The sequence below is a fragment of the Microbacterium sp. B19 genome (genome assembly GCF_000333395.1).
GTDB lineage: Bacteria > Actinomycetota > Actinomycetes > Actinomycetales > Microbacteriaceae > Microbacterium.
This window is the reverse complement of record NZ_BADA01000119.1, coordinates 1-9298: the sequence shown is the minus strand read 5'-3', so window position 1 is coordinate 9298 and position 9298 is coordinate 1. Positions and strand designations below refer to the sequence as shown.

Annotated in this window: 11 protein-coding genes; 9 read left to right on the top strand and 2 right to left on the bottom strand. The window is 72.7% G+C overall.

Annotated features, from left to right (window positions below; all coding sequences use genetic code 11):
* Nucleotides 1-42: 42 nt before the first annotated feature.
* Together I5G_RS20645 and I5G_RS20640 are read left to right on the top strand one after the other, a co-directional pair.
* The gene (locus tag I5G_RS20645) at nt 43-1476 is read left to right on the top strand and encodes a cellulase family glycosylhydrolase (RefSeq protein ID WP_051038632.1); all 1434 of its coding nucleotides are present in this window, start codon (nt 43-45) and stop codon (nt 1474-1476) included.
* Between the two features lie 80 nt (nt 1477-1556).
* Nucleotides 1557-3650 (top strand): glycosyltransferase family 39 protein, encoded by a 2094-nt coding sequence (locus I5G_RS20640; protein WP_022878017.1) that lies wholly within the window; start codon nt 1557-1559, stop codon nt 3648-3650.
* A 19-nt stretch (nt 3651-3669) separates the two neighbouring features.
* On the opposite strand, the gene I5G_RS04650 is transcribed toward I5G_RS20640, so the two are convergent.
* Nucleotides 3670-4467 carry an alpha/beta fold hydrolase gene (locus tag I5G_RS04650; protein WP_022878016.1) on the bottom strand — a complete coding sequence of 266 codons (798 nt, stop codon included), beginning with the start codon at nt 4465-4467 and terminating at the stop codon, nt 3670-3672.
* A gap of 57 nt (nt 4468-4524) precedes the next feature.
* Here I5G_RS04650 and I5G_RS04645 point away from each other — a divergent pair, with 57 nt between their 5' ends.
* From I5G_RS04645 to I5G_RS20630, 5 genes are all read left to right on the top strand, one after another.
* The gene (locus I5G_RS04645; RefSeq protein WP_022878015.1) at nt 4525-5094 is read left to right on the top strand and encodes a mismatch-specific DNA-glycosylase; all 570 of its coding nucleotides are present in this window, start codon (nt 4525-4527) and stop codon (nt 5092-5094) included.
* 78 nt (nt 5095-5172) lie between these two features.
* Nucleotides 5173-5484 carry a DUF1905 domain-containing protein gene (locus tag I5G_RS04640; RefSeq protein WP_022878014.1) on the top strand — a complete coding sequence of 104 codons (312 nt, stop codon included), beginning with the start codon at nt 5173-5175 and terminating at the stop codon, nt 5482-5484.
* Between the two features lie 18 nt (nt 5485-5502).
* Nucleotides 5503-5955 (top strand): prepilin peptidase, encoded by a 453-nt coding sequence (locus I5G_RS20635; RefSeq protein ID WP_022878013.1) that lies wholly within the window; start codon nt 5503-5505, stop codon nt 5953-5955.
* A gap of 135 nt (nt 5956-6090) precedes the next feature.
* Nucleotides 6091-7113 (top strand): YhjD/YihY/BrkB family envelope integrity protein, encoded by a 1023-nt coding sequence (locus I5G_RS04630; protein ID WP_022878012.1) that lies wholly within the window; start codon nt 6091-6093, stop codon nt 7111-7113.
* A gap of 29 nt (nt 7114-7142) precedes the next feature.
* Nucleotides 7143-7850, top strand: coding sequence for an NAD(P)H-hydrate epimerase (locus I5G_RS20630; RefSeq protein WP_036326288.1), 708 nt, complete (start codon nt 7143-7145; stop codon nt 7848-7850).
* Between the two features lie 12 nt (nt 7851-7862).
* On the opposite strand, the gene I5G_RS04620 is transcribed toward I5G_RS20630, so the two are convergent.
* Nucleotides 7863-8618 (bottom strand): glutamine amidotransferase, encoded by a 756-nt coding sequence (locus I5G_RS04620; RefSeq protein ID WP_022878011.1) that lies wholly within the window; start codon nt 8616-8618, stop codon nt 7863-7865.
* Between the two features lie 68 nt (nt 8619-8686).
* Here I5G_RS04620 and I5G_RS04615 point away from each other — a divergent pair, with 68 nt between their 5' ends.
* Nucleotides 8687-8914, top strand: coding sequence for a hypothetical protein (locus I5G_RS04615; protein ID WP_022878009.1), 228 nt, complete (start codon nt 8687-8689; stop codon nt 8912-8914).
* Complete coding sequence (locus I5G_RS25155) at nt 8911-9153, top strand: hypothetical protein (RefSeq protein ID WP_022878010.1); 243 nt, start codon at nt 8911-8913, stop codon at nt 9151-9153. The genes I5G_RS04615 and I5G_RS25155 overlap by 4 nt, the downstream gene beginning before the upstream one ends.
* Nucleotides 9154-9298: the final 145 nt, after the last annotated feature.

Below are 9298 nucleotides of genomic sequence, written 5' to 3'. Positions count from 1 at the left end.
ACGGGCGCGCCGTACACGATCGAGGCCGCCGCGTGATTCGGCATGGAGACGTCGAACTGCGCCCCGCACGGGCTGTGGTCCATCTCGCTCGATGAAGGGCTCACGACCATCGCCGGAATGGGGTTCACCACCCTCCGGCTGCCGTTCTCGAACGAGTGCCTGTCGGCGTCCGCGACGTCGTCGATCAACGCGAACGTCAATCCCGGGCTCGACAAGCTGACGCCCCTTCAACTGCTGGACACGGTGATCGCGCGGGCGAAGGCCCACGGCCTGTCGGTGATCCTCGACCGACACCGCCCCGACTCCGGCGCGCAGAGCGAGCTCTGGTACACCGCGCAGTACTCGGAGAAGCGCTGGATCGACGACTGGACGATGCTCGCGGCGAGGTACAAGAACGACTCGACCGTCATCGGCGTCGACCTGCACAACGAACCCCACGGACAGGCGTGCTGGAACTGCGGCGACCCCGCGCGCGACTGGCGCGCAGCGGCCACTCGCGCGGGCAACGCCGTGCTGGCGGTCAACCCGCGGCTGCTGATCATCGTCGAGGGCGTCGAGCGGCAGAACGACGGGTCGAGCACGTGGTGGGGCGGCGGTCTGAAGGACGCGCGCTCCGCACCGGTCACGCTCTCGGTCGCGAATCAGGTCGTGTATTCGCCGCACGACTATCCGGCTTCCGTGTTCGCGCAGTCCTGGTTCTCCGACCCCCGGTACCCCGCCAATCTGGAAGCGCTGTGGGATGCCAACTGGGGCTACCTCGCGAAAGAGAACATCGCTCCGGTGCTCCTGGGGGAATTCGGCACGAAACTCGAGACCGCGAGCGACCAGAAGTGGCTGTCCACCCTCGTGGGCTACCTCGCGAATCGCGGGATCAGCTACGCCTACTGGTCGTTCAATCCCAACAGCGGAGACACCGGCGGCCTGGTCGCCGACGACTGGCGCACCCCGCAGACCGCGAAGCTGCGGGCGCTGGCACCGATCCTCACCCCGGTGCCGCAGCCGACGCCGACCGCGACCCCGAAGCCCACGCCCTCTGCCACGCCGAAGCCGACGGCGACCCCGAAGCCCACGGCGACCTTGACCCCGAAGCCGACAGCGACCGCGACCCCGAAGCCGACGCCCTCGCCGACCCCGACGCCGACCTCGACGCCGAAGTCGACGCGGCCCCTCGCTCCCGCGGCGATCACGGCCACGTGGATCCCGCAGAGCACGTGGGGCGAGGGGTACGTCGCCGAGCTGACGGTGACCGCGACCGGGGGTCCGGTGACGGCGTGGACCGTGTCGTGGTCATCGCCGGGAGCCACCGCGGTGGTCAACGCGTGGGGGATGGTGTGCGGCATCCAGTCGTCGACCGTGACGTGCCGCGGGGACGGGTGGGCGACTGCTCCCGCCCCGGGGCAGACGGTCCGGGTCGGTCTCCAGGTCGCGGCCACCTCGGCGCCGAGCAGCCCGCGGCTGACCGTCACCGCCCGGTGATCCGGCTCGCCGTGGCATCCATAGCTCGCCCATAGGCTCTGCTCGGCACCGGTTAGTGGTCGGCTGCCTACGATGCGCCGGTGACCGCCGCACTCAGCATTCCGCAGACCCCGATCGCCCGGCCCGCCACCGCGATGGCCCCGAAGCAACGCGCGTGGCCGTGGGGTCTCGCCGCCGTCGCCGCGCTCGCGCTGGTGCTGACCTCGTGGCAGGTGTGGGACGGCGCGCCGTCGGACTATTACGCCTCGATCGCGGTGTCGATGAGTCAGTCCTGGTCGAACTTCTTCTTCGGCTCGATGGACCCGGCAGGCACGGTCACGCTCGACAAGATCCCGGGGTCCTTCTGGATTCCCGCGCTGTTCGTGAAGGCGTTCGGTTACTCGGCCTGGACGGTGATCCTGCCCAACGCGCTGGCCGCGGTCGGCGCCGCGCTCCTCACCGCCGTCACGGCGCGGCGCCTCGCGGGTATCCGTGCGGGGCTCATCGCCGGAGCGATCGTCGCGGTCACGCCGATCCTCGTCGCGGTCGCGCGATCGAACCAGCCCGAGGCGTTCTTCGTGCTCGGTCTGTCGATCACGGCGTGGGCGGCGGTGCGCGCGATCCAGGCCCGGAGCCTCGGATGGCTCGTGATCGCCGGCGCGGCGATCGGCCTGTCGTTCCAGTTCTACATGCTCGAGGCGTGGGCGGTCTGGCCCGCGCTGGCCGCCGCGTACCTGTGCACCGCGCAGTCCTGGGGTCGCCGTGTCGGTCACCTGCTGATCGCCGGAGCGGTCAGCGCCGTCTCCTCGCTGTGGTGGGTCGCGATCGTGTCGCTGATCCCCGCGAGCAGCCGCCCGTACATCGGCAGCACGCTGGGCAACAACCCGTGGGAGATGGTGTTCGGCTACAACGGGCTGGGGCGCTTCGGAGCGACGGATGACAGTGCGTCGTACGAGTCGTTCACCCCGCCGTTCTCCGGTAGCCCCGGCGTGCTGCGCCTGTTCAACGCCCAGCTCGCCGGGCAGATCGCGTGGCTCATCCCCGCGGCGCTGATCGCGCTCATCGTGCTCTGGATCCTTCGCTTCCCGCGGGCCCTCACGGTGCTGCTGACGGTGTGGACCCTCACGTTCGCCGCGATGTTCTCCGTCGTCGCCGGGATGCACCAGTTCTACACGGCGGCTCTCGCCGTGCCGCTCGGCCTCGCGGTGGCGACCGCGCTCGCGTGGAGCGCGCGGCAGGGCACGACGTGGCCCGCCGTGACCATCGTGGGCGTCGCTGCGGTCACCGCGGTCGGCATCGGCATCTCGGTCGGCGGGTACAGCGTGCCCGTGGCGCTCGCGCAGGCCGTCGTCGCGATCGTCGCGATCGTGCTGCTGCTCAGCCGGCACCGCGCACGGCTCGTGACCACCGCGGCGATGCTCGTGGGCCTGCTGCTCACGCCCGCGGTCTGGTCGGCCGTGACGATCGCGCACCCCAGTTCCATCAACCCGGTGGCCGGGGGAGTGTCCGAGATGGCGTCGAGCTTCGGCGGCGCGGGCTTCGGCGGTCGCACGGGCGGCGGCTTCCCCGGCGCGCAGAACGGCGCGCAGAACGGTGGGGGCGGTTTCGCGGGCGCACCCAACGGCGGCTCCGGCGGGGGCGGCTTCGCGGGGGCGCCGAACGGCGGAACGGGAGCCCAGGGCGGTACGCGCGACGGCCGCGGCGGGGGCGGCTCCGCCTCCGGGTCGACGGACGGCCGGGGCACGGGCGGCCGCACCGGCGGATTCGGCGCCGGCGCGGGCGGGTTCGGCGGTGACACGAGCGCGCTGCTGTCGTGGCTCGAGACGAACCGGGGCGGAGCGTCCTACCTCGCGGCGACGTTCGGGGCGCAGACGGCGGCGCAGCTCATCGTCGCGTCCGACGGCCAGTCGGTCCTGCCGATCGGCGGATTCAACGGCACGGATGCCGCTCCCACGCTGGAGACGTTCATCTCCCTGGTCCAGAGCGGTGAGCTCCGCTACGTCATCGGCGGTCAGGACCGCGTGGGAGGTCCCGGCGGCGGAGCGTTCGGCGGCAGCGGCTCGGGTGCCGCGACCACGTTGACGAACACGGTCTCGGAGCAGATCCGGGCGTGGGTGCAGCAGAACTGCGAGACGGCGACCGACGCGCCCACGACGGTGTACGTCTGCAGTGCGGATGCCGCCGGCGGCGCCTGACCCTGGGTTCGCTCTCGCGTCAGAGATCGTGCGAGAGGAACGCGACCCCGGCCTCGCGGAACGTGCGAGCGCCGGGCGCGTTCACGTGGTGGCGCCCCGGGATGTCGGCGAACTCGCCCCGCGGCAGGAGTCCCGCCAGGCGCGCGGACTGGTCGTGGATCGGATCCTCGGTCCCGGTGGCGATGAGCACCGGCTGCTGCGGCGGCGACGCGGGATCGGGGTCGGTCTGCCCGAGCCGCATGCCCTCCGCGACGGCGACGAGCGCGCGTAGGTCGTTGCCCGGGACACGGTCGGCGAGCGACATGTAGCGCAGGGTCGTGGCATCCTGAACCGGCTCGCCGTGATCGAGGAACGCGCGGGCCTGATCGACCTGGAGACGCGCGAGCGGGCGACCGTCCGGGATGCCGCCGAGCACCGCGCGCTCGACGTGCTCGGGCGCGTCGACCGCGAGCTGCCAGCCGACGCGGCCGCCGAGCGAGTAGCCGAGGTAGCGCACCTGGTCGAGGAGGTACGTGTCGAGGACCGCGACGAGGTCGGACACGAGCGCGTTCATCTGGTACGACGCCGGGTCGTGCGGCTTGTCGCTGAGGCCGTGTCCGCGCTGGTCGACCGCGAGCACGCGGAACCCGGCCCGCAGCAGGTCGCGCACCCAGCCGGTGTTGACCCAGTTGTCGCGCGTCGACGACCCGAAGCCGTGCACGCACAGAACCGGGGGAGCCTCGGGGTCGCCCCACGAGTATGTCGCCAGGCGGATGTTGTCGCCCACGATCACGAATTGCGCAGGGGGGACCTCGGTGAGGGCGGGCACGGCATCCATTCCGCCGATCCTGGCACAACGGGGCATCGCCCGCGCGGATGTGGTCATAGTGGTCGCATGGGCTATTCGCGCGCCGAGCTGGAGTCGTTCCGGGATGCCACGATCCCCGACCTCGTCGGGCCGGGGCTGCGGCTGCTCTTCGTGGGCATCAACCCGGGGCTCTGGACGGCGGCCACCGGCACTCCCTTCGCGCGTCCGGGCAACCGGTTCTGGCCGGCGCTCGTCGAGGCCGGGATCCTGCCGCGGCTCCCCGCGTACAGCGGGCCACTCGACGACGCCGACCGCGCGATGATCTTCGCGGCGGGCGTAGGGGTGTCGAACCTCGTCGCACGGGCCACGGCGCGCGCCGACGAGCTCGGCCGCGACGAACTGCGCGATGGCGCGCGCGCCCTCGAGACCCGCGTGGCCGCCCTCGCGCCCCGTGCCGTCGCCGTCGTCGGGCTCACCGCGTACCGGCAGGGCTTCGACCGCCCGAAGGCGGTGGCGGGGCGGCAGGACGAGAGCATCGGGGGAGCGCCCACGTGGGTGCTGCCGAACCCCAGCGGCCTCAACGCGCACGACACCGTCGCCTCCCTCGCCCGCGCGTACGCCGAGCCCGCGCGGGCGGCGGGGATCCTCGCGGGCTGACCCCTCCTCCCCAGGGGAGAACGCCGAACGCGGTCGTCGGCGCCGGGCTACGGTGGACCGGGTCGGAAGGGGACGCGCGTGATCGTGGAATTCGAGGGAGAGGTCTTCCGCTGGGCCGCGCGGCTCGACAGCGACTGGTACTTCGTCGCGCTGCCGCTCGAGCTGAGCGAGGCCGTCCGCGAGACGCAGACCTTCCGGCGCGGCTTCGGCGGCGTCCGGGTCGAGGCGACGATCGGAACGTCGACCTGGCGGACCTCGGTGTTCCCGCAGTCCTCGGGCGAGTACGTGCTCCCGCTCAAGCGCGCGGTGCGCGACCGGGAGGGCATCGTCCCCGACGGCATCGTCCTCGACGGCATCGTCCTCGTGCACCTGTCGGTCCTCGACGCCTGACCCGCCCTGGTCGCCGTCGTGCTGCCCGTGGCGCTGGCCGTGTTCGCGGTCCTCAGCGTCGTCCTCGCCGTCATCGACCACCGCCACCACCGGCTCCCGCACGCGCTCGTGCTCCCCGGACTCGCGCTCGCGCTCGCGCTGCTGACCTCCGCGGCGCTCGCCGCGGGCGAGGCCCAACGGGTCGCGGGAGTGTGGGGCGGAGCGGCATCCGCGTTCCTCGTCTGCCTGGTGCTGCGGTCGGCCCGCCCCGCCGCATTCGGCGGGGGAGACGCGACGCTCGCGGCCCTCGCGGGCGCGCACCTCGGCTGGTTCGGACCGGATGCCGTGGCCTCGGGGCTGGCCGCCGGATTCGTGTGCGGCGGGGCGGCCGGCCTCGGCGCCCTCCTCGCCGCCGGCCGGCGCGCCGAGTTCGCGTTCGGCCCGCCGCTGCTCGTCGGGACGTGGTGGGCGCTCCTCCGCGCGGTCGCGTGAGCGGCCGATGTTCGCAGAATCCGACGTTTCTCGCAGATTCCGGCCGAGATCCTGCGAGATCGGTACCATTCTGCGAATTCCGGTGCGCGGTCAACCCCGCGGGGGCAATCCGCTGGGCGCGCTTAGCCTGAGGGAATGGCTGACCTCCTCCGTCGCGTCACCGCGTGGGCCCTGCGGCAGCGTCTCGTGCGCGGCTATCTCGTGTACGCGGGGCGGCGCGGACCGATGCTCGCCGACAGCGTGACGTACCGCACGCTCTTCAGCGTCTTCGCCGGTGTCCTCATCGGGTTCTCGTTCGCCGCCGTCTGGCTCGCCGACAACCCCGACGGGCTCGCCGCCCTGACGCGCGCGGTGAACAGCGCGATCCCCGGTCTCGTCGGGCCCGACGGTCTCATCGACGTCGCCGCGATCAAGGCGCCCGCGGGATTCACGGTCGCGGGCATCCTCGGATCCCTCGGGCTCGTCGGAGCGGCGATCGGCGCGATCGGCTCGCTTCGCTCAGCGCTCCGCCAGATCGCGGACGTCACCACGGAGGACACCTTCATCGTCTGGGTGATCCTGCGCAACCTCGCGCTCGCGATCGGCGTGGGTGCCGCGCTCGCCGCCGCCGCGGGCGTGACGTTCCTCGCCACCGCGGGGCTGACGTGGGTGCGCGATGTGCTGGGCATCTCGGCGGACTCGTGGGTCACCGGCATCCTGACCTGGCTCCTCTCGACCCTCGTCGTCCTCGCGCTCGACACGGCCGTCGTGGCCGCCGCGTTCGCGCTGCTGTCGGGCCTGCGTGTCCGGCGACGGACGTTGCTGCGCGGTGCCCTGCTGGGCGGCGTCGGACTCGTCGCGCTCCAGCAGCTGTCGGGGCTGTTCGTCGGGGGAGCGAGCAGCAATCCGCTCCTCGCGACCTTCGCCGCCCTCATCGCCCTGCTCCTGTGGCTGAACCTCTCCAGCCAGGTCATCCTCCTCGCCGGCGCCTACATCACGGTCGGGCACGAGGAGGACGAGGATCGCGAGCGCGCGAAGTTCGGGGCGACGACGCTCGCGCAGTTCCGCGTGCAACGCGCCGAGCGGGCCGTGCAGGCGAACGTCGGCGAATTGGATGCCGCGCGCGAGGCCGAGGCGAAGGAGCGCGAGGCGGCGGCGAAGAATACCGCCCCGGTGTGACCCGCACGCGCGCGTCTAGGGTGGGGACCATGACCGAGCGCACCGCCGCGTACACCGCCGATGCGGTCCGTGCCGCGGAAGCGCCGCTGCTCGCCGCGGGTCGTCCGCTCATGCGCGAGGCCGCCCACGCCCTCGCCGCCCTCGTCATCGACGAACTGGCCGCCACGCGCGGACCCGTCCTCGTGCTCGCCGGATCCGGCGACAACGGCGGCGATGCGCTCTTCGCCGCGGCCGAGTTCGCCGCCTCCGCGACGCGCGTCGACATCGTGCTCACGCGCGACCGCGTGCACCGGGAAGGTCTCGACGCGGCCCTCGCCGCGGGCGCCCGGATCCGGGATGCCTCGGACATCTGCGCCGCCGTCGCCGATCACGTCCTCGTGGTCGACGGCATCCTGGGGATCGGCGCCTCCGCCGACCCGCGGCTCCGCGGCACGTCGCGCGCGGTCGTCGAGGCCCTGCTCCCGGCGGTGGTCGCGGGGCGCGTCCTGGTCATCGCCGTGGACGTCCCGAGCGGTCTCCACCCCGATACGGGCGAAGCGGATGCCGCCGTCCTCCCCGCCGCGACCACGATGACGTTCGGGGCCGTCAAGGCCGGGCTGGTGCGGGGCCGCGGGCCGGAGCTCGCCGGGCGCATCGTCCTCGTCGACCTCGGGCTCGAACCGCAGCTGCGGCGCGTGCGCCCCGCGGTCACCGCGGCCGTGCCGATCGTGCGGACCGCGCCGGCGTCGCAGCCGTAGCCGAGGTCGCGTTCAGCGGGCGTAGCGCTCGACGAACGCCCGCAGGATGCGTCCCGTATCGGTGACCGGCGCGCGTCGTACGGCGGCGAGGGTCAGGTCGAGTTCGTCGGGCGCGAAGTACCCGTACGACGCGTAGGCGTGGATCCGCGTGACGATGCCGTCGACATCGAGCTCGGGGTGGAACTGCGTCGCGTAGACGTTCTCACCGACGCGGAACATCTGCACGGGACACGTGGCGGAGGATGCCAGGAGCGTCGCCGCCGCGGGGAGCGCTGCGATCGCCTCCTTGTGGCCCACGAAGGCCGGGAACGTGTCGGGCAGGCCGACGAGGAGCGGGTCCGCGCGACCGGCGTCCGACAGTGACACGTCCACGACGCTGATCGGCTCGGCGTACGTGCCGTCGATCGGGGCGCCGAGATGGGTGCCGAGCGTGCCGACGCCGTAGCAGGCGCCGAGGAACGGCGCGTCCCGCGCGACGACGCGATCCACGAGCGCCGCCATCTCTGCCTCCACCCGCCGCTGGACCGCCGACTTCTTCCCCCACGGGTCCGACGCGTTGAACGGGCTCCCGCCGACGAGGATCCCGGCGACGTCGTCGAGGTCGATGTCGGGCATCGGCTCGCGCTCGAGACGGACCCTCCTCAGCCGCTCGGGAGGCAGGCCCGTGAACCGCAGGAACAGCGCGTATTCCTCGTCCGCGGGGAGGTCCTGCGCGCGGGTCGCGAGGAGCACGAACGGCTTGTCACCGGGGAGGTCCGCGCTCGTCACCCGAGCGAGTCTAGGCGAGGGGTGTCAAGGCGCGGGCGGCGCGCGGGGGCCCGGTCTACGCTGGGGCCATGGCTATTGCACGACTGACCGGAGGCCCGCTCGACGGGCAGGTGATCCCGCTCGAGAACCAGTCCGACGACTCGCTGATCCTTCCCTACAGCGAAGGCCAGCTGGTCTACCGCCGCGAGGGCGGGCTCGAGCACACGGGGGAGTCCGACGGTCCGACCCAGGCGGTCTTCGCCTACGTCGAGGAGACCGAGGACATCAACCCGGACGTCGACGGACGCGACGATTGAGCAAGACCGCGCCGGGTTCGTCGTCGGTCGAGGTCGAGTCGAAGTACGACGTCGAGACCGACACGCCCCTCCCGGACTGGTCGGGTGTGCCCGGCGTCGCCCGCGTGGGTGAGGCCGAGCCGCGCGACCTCGACGCTCGCTACGTCGACACCGCCGGAGCCGACCTGGCGCGCAACGGCGTCGCCGTGCGGCCGTCGTCGATGTTGCGGAGCCACCCGCCGAAGATCGGGGTCCAGTAGCCGAAACGCACGCGCTGGGGGGAGGTCATGGCATCCATCCTCACCCGTTATCCGGATGCGACGCTCCCCCGCCGCAACGAGGGGTCACGCTGAACGCATCCAGTGTCCAAGACACGCCGCATCGAGACCGCGCGATACGGCGTTC